Below are 18195 nucleotides of genomic sequence, written 5' to 3'. Positions count from 1 at the left end.
TGCCTGTTTTTAATATGCCTGCTTCCAGGGAGCCTGCTCTATGTTGAGGATTGCGAGTGGCAAACCGCACCGGTTTTGTGACGGGATCTCCCGGCGGAATTTTCTGCAGATAGGTTCCCTGGCGATGGGGGGACTCTCCCTGCCACAAATTCTGCGGGCCGAGGATCTCGCGGGCCAGCGCAACTCGAACAAAGCTGTGATCATGATCTTTCTGTCTGGCGGTCCTCCTCACCAGGACTGGTTTGATCTGAAGCCGGGCGCCCCTGCCGAGATTCGTGGGCCGCGTGTGCCTATCGCCACCAATGTTCCCGGCATCGAAGTTTGCGAACTGATGCCGCGACTCTCAAAAATGGCAGACCGGTTTTCTTTTATTCGCTCGATGGTCGGATCCGAGGGGCGACATGCTTCGTTCCAGTGCATGACCGGCAGAGGATCCCGTCGTCAACCGCAGGGAGGCTGGCCTTCACTGGGGGCGACTGTTTCAAAGTTGCAGGGGGGGACGGATCCCGCGATTCCTCCCTTCGTGGGTTTGTCGCCGAAGATGCGGAATGCTCCCTGGGCGGACGTGGGGCAGCCTGGTTTCCTGGGAGTCGCCCATTCAGCGTTCAAGCCGAGCGCGGAAGGCAAAGAGGATATGATTCTCAATAGTGTCAACGCGGAGCGACTGGATGATCGCAAAGCGCTGCTGGCCTCACTCGACAGGATGCGCCGCCAGGCGGAAGTGGTCGAGGATATGCAGGGGATTGACGCTTATACCAAACAGGCATTTGGCATTCTGACTTCCAGTAAGCTGGCGCAGGCGCTGGATCTGTCGAAAGAAGATCCGAAGTTGCGCGACCGTTATGGACGTGGTTCGACCAAGCCGGCCGGTTACGGTGATGCGGGACCGTTATTGAACGATTATTTTCTGATGGCCCGTCGCCTGGTTGAAGTCGGCGTGCGTTGTGTGACACTGGCCTACGGTCGCTGGGACTGGCACGGCGTGCCTCACGGCACGATCTTCGAGCATGAAGAAGAACATTTCCCGATGCTGGACCAGGGCCTGACCGCGCTGATGGAAGACCTGCAAGACCGGGGGATGGACAAAGACGTCTCTGTGGTCGTGTGGGGAGAATTCGGCCGCACGCCGCGCATCAGTCCCAAAGTCGGTCGAGATCATTGGCCCAAGGTCTCCTGCGCCATGCTGGCCGGGGGCGGCATGCGTACCGGGCAGGTGATCGGTTCTACGAACCGTTTCGCCGAACATGCCGAGAGTCGGCCCGTTGGTTTCAACGAAGTGTTTGCGACGCTGTATCATAACATGGGCATCGACGTGAATACGGCGACCGTAACGGATCTCTCGGGGCGTCCCACCTATCTGGTGGATCCGTGTCAGCCGATGCGGGAACTCATCTGAAACCGATGCCTCAAGAGCCGCTGCAATTTGCGAAACTGATGCTGATCTTTGCGGTCGGTCTGGTGGCAGCGGCGCTGTGGCATGCGATCGTGGTTGCCGAGCAGATGGCGCTGAATCTCTTTCCGGCTTTGAGTGTCGGGCTGCTGACCGGGTTCCTGGTGGCGGTACTGTGTCTGCTCTGGAAGCGTCCCTGGTGGGCACTCGGGCTGGGTTCCGTCGTAAGTTACCTGTTCACAATGGGATACGTGTTTTTTGTGAATCGCATTCCTCTGGAATGGTTTTATCAATAGCGCGTCAGACTGATGTACCATTGAAGTCGCAGAACTGCTATCGTACGCGTGCTAAGTCTAATGTGAGATACGATTTTCACGAAAGCAGAATGAATGGATTTGAACAAGGAGGAGCACAGGCTGCGCCGCCACATGGAGCTTAAGAAAGCGATGTGGATCTACCTGCTGGCGCTGATCATCGGTCTGGGGGTTGGAACCCTGGGCGCGGCTTTTCATTATTCTGTCGAGCAGGCCATCGAGGTCTATGGTCTGATTACCTCTGTCTTTTCTGGTTCAACGCTACTGGCGATTATTGTGGCAGCGCTCGTGGGTGGAACCATGGTGGCCTTGTCAGCCGTGCTGGTGCGGAAGTTCGCCCCGGAAACCGCCGGGAGCGGCATCCAGGAAGTGGAAGGCGTGATGGGCGAACTGATGATGCTCCGCTGGCGGAGCGTGCTACCCGTCAAGTTCATCGGCGGCGTGCTCTCGATGGGAGCCGGGCTGGTGCTCGGGCGAGAAGGTCCGACGATTCATCTGGGAGGCTGCGTCGGTCAGATCGTGGGCGAACGGGCCCGGTCGGATAATCACACTCTGAATACGCTGCTGGCCGCGGGGGCGACCGCGGGGCTGAGCGTGGCGTTCAGCGCGCCGCTGGGCGCGATCCTGTTTATGATCGAAGAGGTACGGCACCGGTTTCAGTACAGCTTCATCGCGCTGCACGCGGTGATCATCGCCAGTATTACCGCGAATATGGTGAACGACCAGGTGTTTGGCACCCTGCCCCAGTTACCGGTGCAGTTGCAGGCTTCGCTGCCGAAAATGGTCCCGCCGGAAAATATGCTGCTCACTTTTGTGTTGACCCTGCTGCTGGGTGCATTGATTGGCGTACTGGGGGCCGGCTTCAATACGGTGCTGCTGAAGTGTCTGCACACGGCAGATCGATTGAGCGCGCGGACGATGCTGATCATCGCAGGTTCCGTGGGAGCTGTGGTGGGCGCGCTGATGGTCGGTGCACCCGATTATGTCGGCGGGGGCGAGGCCCTGGTGAAAGAAATTTTTGTGGAGTCACCTCTGATTGGCGTGCTACTGGCATTGCTGGTTGTGCGGGCGGTGATGACCTTTTTGAGTTATTCGATGGGGGTGCCCGGGGGGATTTTCGCACCGATGCTGGCGCTGGGTGCTCTGATTGGCACGTGCTTCGGTACGCTGGTGAATGAAATGATTCCCCAGGTCGAACTGCAGGCGGCTGCGTTTGCAGTGGCCGCGATGGGAGCGCTGTTTGCAGCAACCGTGCGGGCGCCACTGACGGGGATTGTGCTGGTGGCGGAAATGACGGCCAGTTTTCAGCTGCTGCCGGCGATGATCGTGACCTGTATGACGGCCAGTATTGTGGCGCAGTCGCTGGGGAGCCGACCGGTGTATGACCTGCTGCTGGAGCGAACGCTGCAGCGGCGCGGGATCATTCCCGAACTGGAAAGCGAAAACTGACAAATGCCTCTGCGAGAAGGGCGAATTTCAGTGATAGGATACATATTGTAAGTACCTGGCAATGCACCTTTGTTAAGGCTTTATGGCTGCGAATGCACTTGCTGAGAATCACTATTTCCCGAGTTTCTTTGACCCGTTAGAATCGGCTCTCCCGCCAAAGCTACCGAGGTTAAGGAAGTGTGAGATGCTCATCAAAAACGGATTAATTTCTGAATGGATTGAAAGGAAACGATGTCACACTCAACGACGACGGAACTTCTGGAAGAAGTGACACGCCTCCGCCGCCGCGTAGGGGAACTGGAACAACAAAAGCAATTCAGAATTGACGGTGCATCAACTGAAGTTAATCAGGGGCACGTTCAGCTGCCTCTGAATCAGGCTGAACACGAACGATCCCCGCTCACTGACCTGCCCTGCGCCGTCATCGAATGTGACGTGTCGGGCAGGATCCTGTTTGCCAATCCGGCGTTTGCCAGCTTGCATGGAACGGAGCAGGATGAACTCGTCGACACGTTTTATGCAGAGCTGATCGATGCAGAAGAAGAACGCGTCGTTTTCTATCAGCTGCTGAACCAGCTCGCCAGCGGGAGCATGTCTTCCCACACACATCACACGGTCTATGGTCACCGGGACGGGCATTCGATTCCGGTGCAGGTCCAGTGGGGTGTTCAGAGAGATGCCTCGGGGAGTGTAACCGGCTTGCTGGCGGTTGTGTCTGAGGGCGGGCAATCAACTACCGAGAATGATAAAGCCATCGATCTGGCCGGCCAGTATTTCAGTCTGGTGCGCGAAATGATCCTGGTCGTCGATGCCGATGAAAAAGTCTCATTGATCAATCAGCAGGGGTGTCGACTCCTCGGCGGCGAAGAGGCCGACATTCTGGGCAGGAACTGGTTCGATCATTTTCTGGCTGCCGACAACCGGGAGGAAGACCGTGCTTTCTTTCAGCGGTTGATGCAACAGGGGGCCGTTCAACCAGTCGAATATTATGAAAACGATGTGGTGACATTTGACGGTACGGTGAAAAGAGTTGCCTGGCACTTTTCGATGTTACAGGATGAGTCAGGAAGGAATATCGGCACTCTGAATGTGGCCGTGGATATCACCGAACGTAAGGAAGAACGGCAGGCGCTGCGGGAAAGTCGGCAGATATTCCACCAGATTTCCGAGAACATCAATGAATTGCTCTGGGTGAGCTCTGCTGATGTGGGGAAAATATATTATCTCAGCCCGAAATACGAAGAGTTCTGGGGGCAGACCTGCCAGAGTGCCTATGACGATCCCAGGATCTGGGTCGAAAGGATCCATCCCGACGATCGAGAAGCGCTGTTGCAAAGCATGAACAGGAAAATTCAGGGCGATTTTTCCAGTACGGAATTTCCTCAGTTCCGGGTCATACACACCGATGGGAGCATCCGCTGGCTGGAATCCCGTTCTTTCCCCGTCTATAACGGGCTGAATGAGGTGACCCGGCTGGTGGGGATTATTGAAGATATTACCCAGCGAAAACAGGATGAGGAGGCGATTCTCAAAGCGAATGAAACCCTGGAAGAACGGGTCAGGCAGCGGACTTCAGAGCTGACGCAGAAGACGGCACAACTGAAAGCGCTGTTCCAGGCCCTGCCCGACCTGGTTCTGGTGATGAATTACCGGGGAGAGATTGTGAACTTCAACAGCAGGCGGAAGGATCTGTTCTCCCCCAGTGATCTGTCTTCCGGCAGAAAGATCTGGGACCTGCTTCCCGAGGAGATGGTCGATCAGTTTGCGGAGTCGGTTCAGCAGGTGTACGAGACCCGGCAGATGAGAACAATCGATTTCCCCCTCCCGTCTCACCGTCAGAATCGCTGGTATCGGGCACGCGTACTGCCTTACCTGAACGAGGAGGTGCTGCTGATCATTGAAAATATCAGCGAGCAGAAAGTTGCGGAAATCGATCTCAAACAGACACATGAAAGGCTATCCGAAGCCCAGCGACTGGCGCATATCGGCAGCTGGGAATGGAATGTCTTAGACGATTCGCTCTGGTGGTCTGATGAAGTCTTCCGGATCTTTGGACTGAAGCGGGACAGTTTCCGGCCGACCTATCCTGGTTTTCTCGAAACGATCCATCCTGATGATCGGCCGCTGGTCGAACGTGTGGTGGCGCAGACCCTCGAATATGATCTGCCTTACAGCATCGAACATCGCATCGTTCGTCCCAATGGGGAAGTCCGCTACGTGCACGAACAGGGGGCTTTGAAACGGAATGCTGCGGGTGAGATTGTGAGTATGCATGGCACAGTACAGGATATCAGCGATCGTCAAGAAGCTGCCCGCAAGACGCGGGAGTATCGGGATATTCTGGCGCATGCGTCCCGTCTGGCGGTGATGGGTGAACTGACCGCGGGTATTTCGCACGAACTCAATCAGCCACTCACGGCGATCGCGAATTACAGCTCTGCGATCAAGTCGCGGATCGAGCAGGGACACGATGTCAGGGATCTGGTACAACGGATCGAAACGCTGTCTCTCCGTTCGGGAAGCATTGTCCGCCGGCTGAAGTCGATGGCCGAAAAGCGGGAGCAGGAACTGATACGGTTTAATATCCTGGGCAGCATTCACAGCACCCTGCAGCTCATCGAATATGAATTACATCAGAAGAAGATCAAGGTGCAGGTGGTCAGCGATTCCAGAATGACCATCGTGCATGCAGATCGCGTGCAGATCGAACAGGTACTGTCCAATCTGTTTCTCAATGCCATGGAAGCGATGGCCGAGACCCCGCTGCCGCGCATCCTGACGATCACCGTTTCACCTGCAGCAGATTCCATGATTCAGGTGACTGTGTCTGACACGGGAACGGGTGTGCCCGATCATTTTGTCGGTCAGTTGTTTACGCCTTTCGCTTCCAATAAACAGGGAGGCCTGGGGATTGGCCTGTCGCTCAGTCGTTCCCTGGTGGAAGCCTCGGGAGGGAAGATCAGTTACCGACAGAAATCGGTGACCGGGGCGACTTTTGATGTCTTGATTCCCACTCACCAGATGAGCGATCAGACAAAGCAGGCGTTCCGCGGTAAAATATTGTCGAAGGAAAAATCAGGCACTGAAATCGATCAGCTGAGAAGTCAGCATGGATGACCTGGATGAATTATTCAGGTAAGACGTGAATTAAAAACGGGAATCACCTGTCCTTCGGAGAGTTGAAACGGGCGGCCGGTACGGTCGCGGATTTCGATTTCCGGGTTGATGCCGAATCGCTGAAAGATCGTCGCGGCCAGATCCTCGGGGGTGACCGGGTCTGCCTGGGGATAGACTCCCAGGTGGTCGCTGGCGCCAAAGGTCGTGCCGCCGCGCACTCCCCCTCCTGCCAGCACCACGCTGTAACAGTTGGGCCAGTGATCCCGACCCCCGTTCGCATTGACACGAGGCGTTCTGCCGAACTCACCCATCGCGATCACCAGTGTTGAATCCAGAAGGTCACGCTGATCCAGATCTCGGATCAGGGCCGCAAATCCCTGGTCGAAGGGCGTCAGCAGTTCGCGATGCCTCTGGAACAGGTTGGCATGGCTGTCCCAGTTCACTGCCTGTCCGTTGAAGACACCGTCGTGTACGTTGATGAAGCGGACTCCCGACTCCACCAGTCGCCGCGCCAGCAGGAGGCTCTGCCCCAGCTTGTGTCGTCCATAGTCTTCCCGGACCCGAGGGGGTTCGCGTTCGATTTGAAACGCAGCCTGCACAGCGGGGTTCTGCAACAGTTCGAACGCACGGCGCTGATATTGTTCCAGGTCCGAATCTCCGACGTCCAGATGATCCAGGGAACGTAACAGCGAGCGGCGGGCCAGCAGTCGTGGTTCACTGATGCCGGGGGGAGGTTGCAGGTTCTGAACCTGGAACCGGTCCGAGTTGGGGTCGGCGTTGATCTGGAATGGATCGTGACTACCTCCCAGAAAGCCGGAATTCTGTCCCGGCAGGTCGACGACGTTATGCATCACATGCGGCAGCGCCAGGTTGATCAGGGGGTTCCCTGTTTTGGGGAGAGCGCCGCGGGCGGTTGCATAACTGATGGCGGCACCGACGTTGGGAAAGTCCCGCATGCGGTTGGCGCCGAGGATTTCATTGTTGCTGACGGGGGATTTCCCCACCAGTGCCTGGTACATGGCGGAATTGTGGTTCGTCAGATCGTGATGCATTGAGCGGATGATCGTCAGTTTGTGCATGAGCTGCGCACAGGCACTGAGATGTTCGCAGTTGATCAGGCCCGGCACGCTGGTCTGAATGGATCGATAGTCGCCGCGTACTTCGCTCGGGGCGTGGGGTTTCATATCCCAGGTATCGATCTGGCTTGGTCCGCCGTAGAGCATCAGCAGAATACAGGAACGCAGGGGTTGTTGTGGTGAGGCTTCCCGGGCGACCAGCAGACGCTGATTCAGCGCGGCAGCAAGGGCGGTATAACCGCTGGCCTGCAGAAAGCTGCGGCGCGAGTGAGCACGTTCCAGAATGCCGGGTATTTCGAGCACGCTACCGGTCTCCCGTAGAGCCAGGACTGCTGTGACGTCGCCCCTGATTGTAGCAGGCCTGGAATCGGGACCGCAAACATTTTCCGATCAGGTTCACAAATCGGGTTCTGTTCTGAGGCAGACTCAGAGTCTACAGCCAGGCTGAGCTCACTGTTTCTGAAACAGGTAAATGCCATAACCGAGCGTATCGCGGCCCCATTTCAGGTAAGCCTGGATCCATTCGCGGCGGTGGTGGAGTCGGGTTTGCTGTTCCTGATCGTCAGGTTGCTCCCGGGCTTTGCGTTCGACGATCCGCTGATAAGTCCATTCGAAATCGTCCCATTCTGCTGTGCTGCTGGTCCAGGCCGAGAGCGGAGTCAGGCCGAGCTGTTGTCCCGTAGAGACATTCGCAGCGTGCGTCATTTCATCAGGGAGGCTCTCACCCAGTAACGCACGGTATTCGGGAACCGCCGGCTGTTTCAGATAGCCGTCCGCGATCAGCAGCGATCCGCCTGACGGAACCAGAGGGATCATCTGTTGTAATGCATTTCGAAACGCGTCACGACCGGTGGCAAAAGCGTGAGTCGCACCCAGACAGAGGACGAGATCGAATGTGTTGTGTTCTAAAGGCACTGACCGGATATCGGCATGAGTGAACTGAACTGCCGACGCGGGAACGCGGCCCTGCAACCGGCGTCGGGCTTCGGAAATGTGAGGGGCAGAGACATCGATTCCGGTGCCGAGGGTCTGGTAACGTTCAGTGAGCCGGATCAGGACCTCGCCGCATCCACAGCCCACGTCGAGTACCTGCTGACCCTCGCGTAGTTCCAGCGTCTCAAGCATTGCAGACATGCGGACTTCACTGACAGGGGCATTCCATAACAGTTCGATCATGCGGCAATAATCCTGCTGCTGACAATGAATTAAGTGAGTTTCCCGAGGGTAGTTCAGGTAAAGTGACTACTGTCTCTCAGACACGGATTCGTGGTAGAAGTTCATTAGCGTCCTCGACATTTTTAGCCGGTGTGATAAAAAGGTCCTTCCTTCCTGCCCGCAGATTGCCTATAAACAAAGTATCAGGTGTTTTGTTTCCTTTCTTGAGTCAGGCATGTCATGCGGCACGGTTCTCATATCAATCCGCCCAACCGGTTTGAGTCGACTTATACCGAACCAGATCTGGAACAGCTGGAATGGGATGACGAATATCTTTCCCAGCCCAGGCGGATTGAATATCTGGACGATCAGTCGAAGTCGATCGTCACTGAAAACGATTCGCCCGACCTCAATTTTCGCTTTAGCGTCAATCCGTATCGCGGTTGTGCGCATGGCTGCAGTTACTGTTACGCCCGGCCTTTTCACGAATACCTGGGCTATAACGCGGGGCTGGACTTTGAAACCAAAATTATGGTCAAGCGGGAGGCACCACAGCTGTTCCGCGACTTTCTGAGCCGCAGCGACTGGCAGCCTGAACTGATTGCCTTCTCGGGAATCACCGACTGTTACCAGCCCGCCGAACGCGAATTTCAGCTGACGCGTCAATGCCTGGCGGTGGCCGCCGAGGCAAACCAGCCAGTGGGAATCGTCACCAAAAACGCGCTCGTCGTGCGGGACCTGGATTTGTTGGCATCCATGGCACAGCGGTCGTTGATCAATGTCAGCATCTCAATCACCACCCTCGATCCGGAGCTGGCGCGGGAGATGGAGCCGCGGACCAGTATTCCGGCGGCCCGGCTGCGGGCGATCCGCGAACTCACCGCTGCGGGAGTGCCGACGAAGGTGATGGTCTCGCCCATTATCCCGGGTTTGAACGACCATGAAATCCCCGCGATTCTGCAAGCAGCGAAAGAGGCGGGTGCGCAATCGGCCAGTTACATCATGCTTCGTCTGCCGTTGACGGTGGAGCCGGTCTTTCTGGAATGGCTGGAACGGACGCAGCCCACGCGAAAAGAACGGGTCATCAGCCGGATCCGACAGACGCGGGATGGGAAGCTCAACAGCGCCGAGTTCGGCACCCGGATTCGCGGCACCGGGGAGATCGCCGAGCAGATTGGCAACCTGTTTCAGGTCTTCGCCCGCAAGCACAGCCTGGACCAGCGGCTGCCGGCCTTTGACTTTACGCAATTCCGTCCGCCGACGACCGGTAAAGGACAGCAGTGGCTGTTTTGAGGGAGCGTGTGCTATGAACCAACCCGAGCCGAAACAGAAAGAGGTGAGCCGCCTGCGGTGGGTCTGGCGGGGGATCGGGTTGCTGGTCGTGTTGGGACTGGCTGTGTTTATTGTCTCAGCAGCGCAGAACGGGCGGGCGATTCAACAGTTGAAATCGAATCCCGGGATTACGATCGATTCGGAATCTCCGTGGCTTATGAACCAGCTGCCTGCTGCCTGGCAGAACTGGATTCAGGCTAATGCAGGTCAAGGGATCCAGACCGCTTTGGAGCGTCCCTTCGAAATTGATTGCACGAACCAGGCGCTCAGCGACGCCGACCTGTCTGCCATCGCTTGCATGACCAATCTGAAAATGATTCATCTGAACCAGGCGACTTTTTCTGAGGAAGGGTTTGCCCAGCTGGCCGGTCTGCGAAATCTGAGAGCACTGATCCTGGATGAGTCGAGCATCAGTGATGCCGGTCTGGCGCATATTAAAGGGTTCGAAGATCTGAAGATCCTGCGACTGCGGAAAACGAAGATCGGCGATCAGGGACTGCAACATCTTGAGAATCTGCGCCGACTGGAATTCCTGGACTTAAACGGGACCTCGGTCAGTGATGCCGGCCTGGTTTATCTGCAAGGGCTGGTGAATCTGACGTATCTCAATCTGGAGGGAACTCAAGTGACTGACGAGGGGCTGGCACACTTGCGAGAATCGTTACCGAAGTTGTCAGATTAGTATGTTAGAATGGAGATTCATTGTAGCCTGCTTTCGCTGGAGTTTGATTGATGACAGATCCCGAACCGAATCCCAGACCTCCCGGCCGCTTGAGGTGGGTGTGGCGCTCGATCGCGCTGGTGGTCGTCGTGGTTCTGATTCTGTTTGTCGTCTTCGGAGTCCGGAGCGGGCGGTCGCTGCAGCAGCTGAAATCGAATTCCCAGATCGGTCTCAGTACGGAACCCGCGGCGGTCTTGAATCTGCTGCCGGGGTCCTGGCAGTTCTGGATTGAGTCTCAGACCGGAACGGTGATTCCCGAGCTCTTCCAGCGCGTCACCGAGGTAAGTTATTTCGGTGAGGAGATCAGCCAGGAAGATCTCGTCGCGATCGGTCGCCTGAAGAGTCTGCAGGCGCTGCATCTTGATGGAACATCGATTACGGATGAGGGGCTCGCGGAAATCGCCGACCTGCCGAATCTGCGCAGGCTGGCACTCAATAACACATCGATCAGCAATGTCGGCCTGTACCATCTGCGAAATCAGCGGAGCCTGCAGGAGCTTTATCTGCAGCGGACCCGGATCACTTCGCAAGGACTGGAATACCTGGAGGATCTGACGGAACTCGAAAGCGTTGACTTCAGCGAGACCGAGATCAGTGATGTCGGCTTACGACCCTTCAAAAATATAATCAAGATGAAAGAATTTAATGTCAGTCATACCGAGATCACTGACGACGGCATGAAATCTCTGCAGGGGTTTACAGAACTGGAGTACCTCAATCTGAGCGGGACGCAGGTCACTGATGTCGGCCTGGTTTCGCTGGCAGGTCTGTACAATCTGTTCGAGGTGGATCTGTCCGGCACCCGGGTCAGTGATGCCGGCCTGAAGCATTTCACGGGGGCTGCTGAGCTGCTCAAACTGGATCTCTCCCGGACTGCCACCGGCGATGCGGGCCTGATCCATCTGACAGGCCTGAAATATCTGAGGGAGCTCAACCTGTCCGGCACTCCGATTACGGATGCCGGTCTGGTGCATTTGAAAGCCATGCCGAGCCTGGAAAACCTGAAGCTGGACGACACTCATGTTACGAATCGGGGGCTGGCCCTGCTGCAGGAACTTCCCGGTTTAAAAGCGCTGAACCTGGCGAATACGCGGGTGAGCGATGACGGTCTGAAGTCGCTTCAGAACATGACCCGGCTGGAGTCACTCGATCTGTCCGGAACGCAGGTCAGCGATGCAGGATTAGCCCATTTCCAGAAGTTGACGGGACTGCTTCATCTTTGTCTCAATCAGACGCAGGTCAGCGATACCGGGTTAAGTTCGTTGCCCGCGTTGAAACAACTGAGAGTCCTGTATCTGGCGGATACGCAGATCAGCGATGCCGGCTTGATTCACCTCAAGAAGTTCCCCAGGCTGAACTGGCTCAAGCTGAACCAGACGCGTGTGACGGATGCCGGGCTGAAGCACCTGAATGGTCTCACCCATCTGATGAAAGTTGAGATTGAAGGGACAGAGGTGACCGAGGAGGGGCTTGACGAACTGAAACAATCGCTGCTGTTTATGCATTGACTGCGGTCAGTCGACATCGCAGCTGACACACGACTCAGGAGATCAGTAAGTATGAACCAGACGGAATCCACTTCCAGACCTCCCGGCCGCTTGAGGTGGGTATGGCGCTCGATCGCGCTGGTGGTCGTTGCGGGACTGGTCGTGTTTGTGATCTTCGGAATCCAGAATGCCCGGGCGATTAACAAATTGAAAGCGATGGAGCATGTTGAGGTCACCGTCGAGCCGGGCAGCCTGTTAGGTATTTTATCCTGGCGTCAACGAAGTTGGTTGCAAAACAAACTGGGTAAACGCTGGCTGCTCCCTTTTCAGCGTGTGGCAAAACTCGATTTTGATGAGGAAGCCAGTGACAAAGATCTGGCAGTGTTGTCAGAATTGAATGGGCTCTCTGCACTGAGCATATTATCTCTCAGCGATACGCAGATTACTGATGAGGGTTTGGTTCATCTGAAAGGCATGAAGCATCTCACATCTCTTGGGCTTGGAAATACCCGGATCACTGATGCCGGTCTCGTTCATCTTCAGGGGCTGAACTGCCTGGACGGGCTCGATCTGGCAAACACACAGATCAGCGACGCCGGTTTAATCTATCTGAAAGGGATGGTTGACCTCAAAAACCTGTTCCTGTCGGAGACCAGAGTGGGGGATGCCGGCATACAGTCCCTCACGGGATTGAAGCATCTGAGATTTCTGGATCTGGAGAAGACACACGTCGGGGATACCGGCATGCAGTTTCTCTCGGAACTGCAAAACCTGGAATATCTGGACCTGGAGAAGACATACGTTGGTGATGCCGGCCTGGCCTATTTAAAAGGGCTGACAAAACTGAAATCCCTTCGTCTCCAAAATACAAAAATTACGGACCGTGGTATGCCCCATCTGCAGGGCTTAACAAACCTTGACGATCTTGATTTAAGCCATACCCGGATTACTGATGCGGGGCTGGTGTATCTGAAAAATATGAGAAAGATGTATTCGCTATCTCTGTCTCACACCCAGATCACAGATGCGGGTCTGGTTCACTTGCAGGACATGAAAGACCTTTACTGGCTCTATTTAGATCATAACCGGATCGGAGATCCCGGCCTGGTTCACCTGAATGGATGTGAATCACTGCAGGACCTGGATCTGTCCCATACGCAGGTGAGCGACGCGGGACTGGCTCTGCTCAAGCCGTTTCCCCTGTTGTGGGACCTGTATCTCAATGAGACCCGGGTGGGCGACGCTGGTCTGGCCCATCTCAAAAAGCAGGTGACGCTGGAAAAACTGTTTCTGAATGGGACTCGTGTAACGGATAAAGGATTAGTGCATTTAGCAGGCTTGAAAAAGTTGGAACAGCTCTACCTCAACGATACGAAAATCACAGACGATGGGCTGGCCCAACTGCAGCAGGTTTTACAACTGCGGTGGTTGGCATTGCAAAATACCCGCGTCACCGATGCCGGACTGGATCATTTGAAAGGACTGCTTAACCTGTCCGTCATCGAATATGAAGGGACACAAATCACGGATCCAGCCATCGACCGACTTTATGAAAGTCTTGGTCTATTGTAGGAATGAGTCGGAGCGTGACCTGTGTGTCCGCCCGCCTGGCGAGGTTCGTCTGGTCCTGGGAGTGGAAGGGACTCATGGGAACGTGCGTAGTGCACGACGCGAACGCTCAACCTGCGGGTAGCCACACAGGGCGACCCCTACGCCTGGTTTTCGGATCAAAACCGGGTGACCCCGAATGAAATTCGGGGTTGTCGGAGGCAACAGGAAACTGTCAGAGCACGCTGGCAATTGAAAAAGGAGTCGCCGACCTCTTTTCATTTCCACAGCGCAGTGGCCCCCTGGATTTGTTCGCTCTCACTGACAGTTTCCTGCTCGCTGCGCTCGGCCCGAATTTCATTCGGGCCTACCCATTTGTTGATTTCCTTTCGTGACGTTCGTGCGTTTCGTGGTTCATACATTTTCGTTCTGTTTTGCGGTCGTCTCAAGCTTAACTGTCGGGCGAGCCGACAGGTGGCACCCGGCCCACGCTACTGTTTTCTGGTTTGATAAGTCTGCTTATGTCTTGGCAAAGCGCACGCTGTAGATTGGGGGGAGGTTGCTGGAGATGGTCTGCCAGGAGTCGCCGCCGTCTTCTGAGATCCAGAGATTGCCGGTCGTGCTGCCGACCGCGAGGACGTCGCCGCAGTCATCGACGTCCAGGGCGTGGCGGTAGACGATGTCGTAACTCTTGCCCGTGGGTAGACCTTTGGTGAGCACTTCTGACGTCTGGCCACCGTCCGTGGTGCGGGCAATAACGAACTTACCGCCGACGGGGACGCGGTTCTCATCTTTGACCGCAGGGACGAACCAGGCAGTCTCGGGGTGTTGCGGGTGGACGGCAACAGCGAATCCGAACTTCGAAGGCTGGATGCCCTCGATGGCGTGCCAGGACTGAATGCCGTCCGTCGTGCGGAAGACGCCGTTATGATGCTGGACCCAGCAGGTGTCGGGCTGCGAGGGGGACTGCACCATGCGGTGCGGGTCCTGCACGTTGGGGTTGTTCGCCTGATCGGGGGGCATGTATTCGGCGAACATGCCCTCGGACTGACAGTTCCAGCTGGCACCATCGTCTTCCGTGACCCAGACGCCGCCACAGGAAATGGCAATCGCGACCCGCTGACTGTTTTTCGGATGCACGCAGATCGAGTGAATGCCCGGATCATCTTTACCGCCGCCGAACCACTCCATCCGTTCGGGCTTGTCCCACAGAGATTCCACAAGTTGCCAGCTGGTGCCCGCATCATCGGAGCGAAACAGACCGCCGGGAATCGTGCCACACCAGAGGCGGTCGGGCTGATCGCGGCCCCCGGTCTCCAGCGACCAGATTTCATTCAGGCTGGCCGGCTTCGGTTCGCCATCAGTCGAAAAGGGCCCCGCTCCTTTGACGGCTCCTTCGGGATAGGCGGGTGCCGTTAATTCTTCCCAGTTCGCGCCCTGATCGCTGCTGCGGTGCAGCTTGACACCGAAGTGGCCGTGGTTCAGCGCCGCGTAGGTCATGTTGTTCCGTGGGTCGTGCAGTGACATGGAGACGTGTGCCCCTTCGAAATCGTGTCGACCGATGGTCCATTTCCCGGAATGGCGTTTGAGCTGAAACAGCCCTTTGCGCGTGGCGACATGCAGTCGAGCACTCATGCCACCACCTTTCTATTGTGAATTCAGGAGAATTGAATAAATGGGTTTTCGTTAACCGCCGGAGAGTGCCTGCATCACGTAAATCTCGCTGTCGGGCGAGACGGCATCGCTGAGGTGGACCCGGTCGACGATGGTTTTGCCGTCGATAAAGATCACCATGTGCTGTCGCAGCCGGCTCTGATCGTCGAGTACGTAACCCCTTAACTGCTGCTGAGTTTCAAACACTTTATCCAGTGCTTCGCGTACGGAAGTACCGGAGACTTGTGCTGCCGAGCAGGCCAGGTGGCGTTCCAGGTTGGGGGTAAAACAGACTCGAGCCATAACCGGGGTATGCTAATCTGAACAAAACTTTCAGGCAATAAGAGTTTCTGCGCGAAACGATGATATCAGTCAAAGTGTATCTTTCCGGCAATTGTCTGCTGAAACCGGTGGGGAGGATCGACAATCCGAAACCGGCGGGGGTAAAATGGCGCAACGTGCGCGGTGTTTTCGCCGCGATCGATTTTTTCTTTTGATCTTATATCAGTCGAGAAATCATTATGAGTTCGATCCTGCCCGCTTCCCTGCAACGTTTCTTCCTCACCCTGACTGCTGCTGTCGGTCTATTCTGTTATGCGACCGGACCGGCACTGAGTGCCGACAAGTCCGCAGCGAAAGCGGAGAAATCACCTGAGAAGGCGGACGACGATACCCTGGCGGGCCATTCGTATCATGGCGAAGTTTTCAACGAAGGTCCGCGGCGGGCGGCTTACCTGATGGGGGGAACCGGGGATGTGCACTTCGACGTGACAGTGAAGAATGCCGAAGCGCAGAAGTTCCTCGACCAGGGGCTGGGACAACTGCACGGGTTCTGGTACCTGGAAGCCGAACGTTCCTTCCGGCACGCGGCCAATCTGGACCCGGACTGTGCGATGGCGTTCTGGGGAGCCGCGATGTGCAACCTGAAGAACGAAAAGCGGGCCAAGGGGTTCATCGAAGAAGCGAACAAGCGGCTCGACAAGGCGACGCCCCGCGAAAAGCAGTACATCAAGGCGCTGGAAGCGTATATCAATGCGGACAAGAAGAAGAGCAAAGAACGGAACGACGCTTATACCAAAGCGATGGAAAACCTGATCCTCGATTATCCCGATGATCTGGAAGCCAAGGCGTTTCTGGCCGTGCACCTGTATAATTCGCGTTCTTCCAGCACGAGCTATGTGGCGGCTGAAGCGCTGCTGCAGGATATTTTCGAAAAGAATCCGATGCACCCCGCCCACCATTACCGGATTCATCTGTGGGATCATCGCAAGCCGGAGATGGCACTGACCTCGGCGGCGAAGTGCGGTCAGTCTTCACCCGGAATCGCCCACATGTGGCATATGCCGGGACACATTTATTCGCGACTCAAACGCTATCAGGATGCGGTCTGGCAGCAGGAAGCTTCGGCCCGGGTGGACCACGCTCACATGATGCGCGACTCCGTGATGCCCGACCAGATTCACAACTATGCCCACAACAACGAATGGCTGATTCGCAACCTGATTTTCATCGGTCGCGTGCACGATGCGGTCGCGCTGGCGAAGAATATGATCTCGCTTCCTCAGCATCCCAAATATAACACGCTGAAAAAACGGGGCAGCGCGAAGTACGGACGGATGCGACTGCTGCAGGTGCTGCGGACCTATGAACTGTGGGACGAGCTGATCGCCCTCAGCCAGACTCCCTACCTGGAACCGACGGATGAGGAAGACGAACAACTGAATCGCCTGCGCTACCTGGGACTGGCCTACTATCAGAGCGGCAAGCCCGAAGAGGGAGATAAAGTCGTCGCACAACTGCAGAAGCGGGTCGACAAACTGCAGGCTCAAAAAACAAAGGCAGAGACCGACGCAGAGCAGAAAGTCCGGACTCCGGAAAAAGAGGCCGAGAAGAAATCGGACGAAAAGCCTGCTGCGAAAGCAGACGCGAAACAGGACAAAAAAGAGAAAGCAGCTCCGACGGACAAAGAAATCAAAGAGGCAAAAGACAAAGCGGGGAAACCATTTGTGGCCCGTATCAAAAAAGTCGAAAAACAGATCGATGCGCTCAAAGGTCATCAGGCGATTGCAGCCGGTGATTTCAAGAAAGGACACCAACTGCTGAAAAAAGCGGGCGGCGCGGATGATGTCTTTCTGATTGCCGTTCAGTGGAAAGCGGGCGAACAGGAGAAAGCGGAAAAGGCACTGCGGAAGCTGATCGGTTCGCACAAAAACGAAGTGCAACCCCAGGCGACGCTGGTCGAACTGCTCTGGCAGTCGGACAAAAAAGAGGCTGCGAAAAAAGAGTTCGAAACGCTGCGAAAGCTCTCTGCGACCATCGATCTGGATGTGCCCCTCTTCACGCGCCTGGCACCGGTGGCGAAAGCGGCTGGCCACGCTGCGGACTGGCGGATTGAGAACGAGCTCGCCAGCGATGTCGGCGACCGGCCCGATCTGAAAACGCTGGGGCCGTTCCGCTGGAAGCCTACCCCTGCTCCGACCTGGCAGCTCAAAGACGCGAAAGGCAAGCTCCGCAGCTCTGACGAATTCAAAGGGAAGCCGTATATTCTGATCTTTTACCTGGGGCACAGCTGTCTGCACTGTGCCCAGCAGCTGCAGGCCTTCGCACCGATGGTGCAGGAGTTTGAAACCAAAGGTTACCCCCTGATGGCGATCAGCACAGACGACCAGGAAGGTCTCAAAACGTCGATCAAGAACTACGACAAGGGCGACCTGCCGATCCCGCTGTTCTCGAACAGTAAGCTGGACGTCTTCAAGTCGTTCCACGTTTACGACGATTTTGAAAAGCAGCCGCTGCACGGCACCTTCATCATCGATGGTAAAGGGAACGTCGTCTGGCAGGACATCAGCTACGAACCGTTCATGGATCCGAAGTTCGTGTTAAAAGAGGCCAAGCGACTGCTGCCCGACCATGAGCAATGGAAAGGGTTTGCCCTGGATGTGTTTTGAGCCGG

At 56.1% G+C, this 18195-nt stretch carries 13 protein-coding genes; 9 read left to right on the top strand and 4 right to left on the bottom strand.

All coding sequences use genetic code 11. The features are described from left to right. The first annotated feature begins 40 nt into the window (after positions 1-40). The 4 genes from Enr10x_RS29035 to Enr10x_RS29020 all read left to right on the top strand — a co-directional run bounded on the left by Enr10x_RS29035 (position 41) and on the right by Enr10x_RS29020 (position 6270). Positions 41-1396, top strand: a complete 1356-nt coding sequence (locus Enr10x_RS29035; protein ID WP_145115728.1) for a DUF1501 domain-containing protein — start codon at positions 41-43, stop codon at positions 1394-1396. Continuing rightward, positions 1369-1686, top strand: a complete 318-nt coding sequence (locus Enr10x_RS29030; protein WP_145115725.1) for a hypothetical protein — start codon at positions 1369-1371, stop codon at positions 1684-1686. The genes Enr10x_RS29035 and Enr10x_RS29030 overlap by 28 nt, the downstream gene beginning before the upstream one ends. 93 nt (positions 1687-1779) lie before the next feature. Beyond that, a complete protein-coding gene (gene clcA / locus Enr10x_RS29025) occupies positions 1780-3153 on the top strand; it encodes a H(+)/Cl(-) exchange transporter ClcA (protein WP_145115722.1) in 1374 nt (457 codons plus the stop codon). 231 nt (positions 3154-3384) lie between these two features. Beyond that, complete coding sequence (locus tag Enr10x_RS29020; protein WP_145452507.1) at positions 3385-6270, top strand: PAS domain-containing sensor histidine kinase; 2886 nt, start codon at positions 3385-3387, stop codon at positions 6268-6270. A 14-nt stretch (positions 6271-6284) separates the two neighbouring features. Here the strand turns inward: Enr10x_RS29020 and Enr10x_RS29015 are convergent, their stop codons facing one another. After that, entirely contained in the window at positions 6285-7649 is a 1365-nt protein-coding gene (locus tag Enr10x_RS29015; protein WP_145452506.1) for a DUF1501 domain-containing protein, read from the bottom strand. Positions 7650-7796: 147 nt separating this feature from the next. Beyond that, positions 7797-8522: an SAM-dependent methyltransferase gene (locus Enr10x_RS29010; RefSeq protein ID WP_145452505.1), complete on the bottom strand. Its 726-nt coding sequence runs from the start codon at positions 8520-8522 to the stop codon at positions 7797-7799. Between the two features lie 219 nt (positions 8523-8741). Between Enr10x_RS29010 and Enr10x_RS29005 the strand changes: the two genes are divergently transcribed. From Enr10x_RS29005 to Enr10x_RS28990, 4 genes are read left to right on the top strand one after another with little or no spacing between them, the layout of a single operon-like run. After that, positions 8742-9794, top strand: coding sequence for a PA0069 family radical SAM protein (locus Enr10x_RS29005; protein ID WP_145452504.1), 1053 nt, complete (start codon positions 8742-8744; stop codon positions 9792-9794). Between the two features lie 13 nt (positions 9795-9807). After that, positions 9808-10515: a leucine-rich repeat domain-containing protein gene (locus tag Enr10x_RS29000; RefSeq protein WP_145116582.1), complete on the top strand. Its 708-nt coding sequence runs from the start codon at positions 9808-9810 to the stop codon at positions 10513-10515. Positions 10516-10565: 50 nt separating this feature from the next. Continuing rightward, positions 10566-12062, top strand: coding sequence for a leucine-rich repeat domain-containing protein (locus Enr10x_RS28995; protein ID WP_145452503.1), 1497 nt, complete (start codon positions 10566-10568; stop codon positions 12060-12062). Between the two features lie 51 nt (positions 12063-12113). Then, positions 12114-13613: a leucine-rich repeat domain-containing protein gene (locus Enr10x_RS28990; protein WP_145452502.1), complete on the top strand. Its 1500-nt coding sequence runs from the start codon at positions 12114-12116 to the stop codon at positions 13611-13613. A gap of 495 nt (positions 13614-14108) precedes the next feature. Here the strand turns inward: Enr10x_RS28990 and Enr10x_RS28985 are convergent, their stop codons facing one another. Both Enr10x_RS28985 and Enr10x_RS28980 read right to left on the bottom strand, forming a co-directional pair. Then, entirely contained in the window at positions 14109-15224 is a 1116-nt protein-coding gene (locus Enr10x_RS28985) for a WD40/YVTN/BNR-like repeat-containing protein (RefSeq protein WP_145115704.1), read from the bottom strand. Between the two features lie 51 nt (positions 15225-15275). Next, the gene (locus Enr10x_RS28980) at positions 15276-15545 is read right to left on the bottom strand and encodes a MoaD/ThiS family protein (RefSeq protein WP_145115702.1); all 270 of its coding nucleotides are present in this window, start codon (positions 15543-15545) and stop codon (positions 15276-15278) included. A gap of 218 nt (positions 15546-15763) precedes the next feature. Between Enr10x_RS28980 and Enr10x_RS28975 the strand changes: the two genes are divergently transcribed. Further along, positions 15764-18190 carry a peroxiredoxin family protein gene (locus Enr10x_RS28975; RefSeq protein ID WP_145452501.1) on the top strand — a complete coding sequence of 809 codons (2427 nt, stop codon included), beginning with the start codon at positions 15764-15766 and terminating at the stop codon, positions 18188-18190. The last annotated feature ends 5 nt before the right edge of the window (positions 18191-18195 follow it).

It is taken from the genome of Gimesia panareensis (assembly GCF_007748155.1).
GTDB lineage: Bacteria > Planctomycetota > Planctomycetia > Planctomycetales > Planctomycetaceae > Gimesia > Gimesia panareensis.
Note: the sequence above shows the minus strand (reverse complement) of the source record. Positions and strands in the feature narration are given on the sequence as shown.